Raw genomic sequence first — 1,316 nt, 5'->3', positions numbered from 1 at the left:
GGAAAACTGCGCAGACTACCTCAAATCCGACCAAGTGCTGATTATCGAATCCAAAGTCATCCGCGACGACTACGGCGGCGGCGACGGACTGCGCATTATGGCCAACCAAGTCATGACCCTGCAAATGGCGCGCGAACGCTACGCCCGCAGTCTCAGCCTCGCCCTCACCCCCGGCCATGACATCACGCGCCTCGCCGCCATCCTCACTACACACCGCCTGCCCGACACATCGCACATCCCGCTGCAACTATCGTACAGCAACGGCAAAGCATCGGGTAAATTGAAAATTGCGCCCAAATGGATTGTAACGCCAAGCACCGCCTTGTTTGACGAACTGGAAACATTGCTCGGCAGCAGGGCAGTTCGTGTGAATTGGTAAGACTAAAGGCCGTCTGAAACTACACGTTCAGACGGCCTTTAATTTAAAAAGCGCTTTAAAAACATAAATCAAATACGGATTGAGGCTTTCAGACGACCTTATTGTATAGAGAGATTATCTGAAAAGTTTATTGCAAGAGACTTTGGCTAATAGGAAAAGATAGCCCACAAAAAAAGGGGGTGAAAATACACCCCCTTTTTCTATAGAAGCCCCATATCAAAGGCCGTCTGAAAAACAGTTTTATTTAACGATTTCAACCGGGCCGTGGTCGTCGCAGTGGTCGCCGTGTTGGTGATGCAGACGGCCGTTGACGATGTAGTCGACGTGATCACCGTGCGGTACGGCTTCGTGGCCGCAACCTTCGCCGTGAACGTGGCCGTGGCAGGTGTCAACCGGGTGGCAGCCGTCAGGGTTGGTTTCATTGACGCTCAGGGCATGCTCGTCGTAGTGGCCGTTGTGCTCATGGTGCAGGTGGCCGTCGTGCAGATAATCGACGTGGTCTTCGTGTTTGATGGCAGTGTGGCCGCAGTTTGCGCCGTGAACGTGGTCATGATGTTCGTGGGTTTTGCAGGTCATTTTTTCTCTCCTAATGTTCAGTGAATAGCAATCTTTCGCGATTGATTCTTTCATTTTATCTTTTTTTTGATACAAACGTAAAAAATTTTACAGTTATTAATATATTGTTACGATATATCATCTGTTGATATATAAGCCTATTTTATTTTTCAGACGGCCTTTCATTTATAATTCATTTATTTTCAGCGAGAACTTCAAACCCTTCCGACCATTCAAAATATCGAATTTTTCAGCTGTAACGGGTAACATGGAAACAAAGTGATATGTTCTTCAAACAAACAGGTACTGCAATGGGAAAACAAGCCAGACTTTATATGGTTCGCAGCACGCAAGGTGCGCTTTATGATGTATTTTTTGAACG

The 1,316-nt window shown here is 47.2% G+C and carries 1 protein-coding gene and 1 pseudogene; one reads left to right on the top strand and one right to left on the bottom strand.

Translation table 11 applies throughout. From position 1 onward, the window contains the following. Positions 1-379, top strand: a pseudogene (locus tag ACTHS3_RS13460) (DNA polymerase III subunit alpha); the annotation flags it as partial. Positions 380-619: 240 nt separating this feature from the next. Here the strand turns inward: ACTHS3_RS13460 and ACTHS3_RS13455 are convergent. After that, positions 620-955, bottom strand: coding sequence for a hypothetical protein (locus ACTHS3_RS13455; protein ID WP_063076601.1), 336 nt, complete (start codon positions 953-955; stop codon positions 620-622). Between the last annotated feature and the right edge of the window lie 361 nt (positions 956-1,316).

It is taken from the genome of Neisseria sp. P0009.S007 (genome assembly GCF_051962515.1).
The sequence above is the reverse complement of the archived record's forward strand: the minus strand, read 5'-3'. Positions and strand labels throughout refer to the sequence as shown.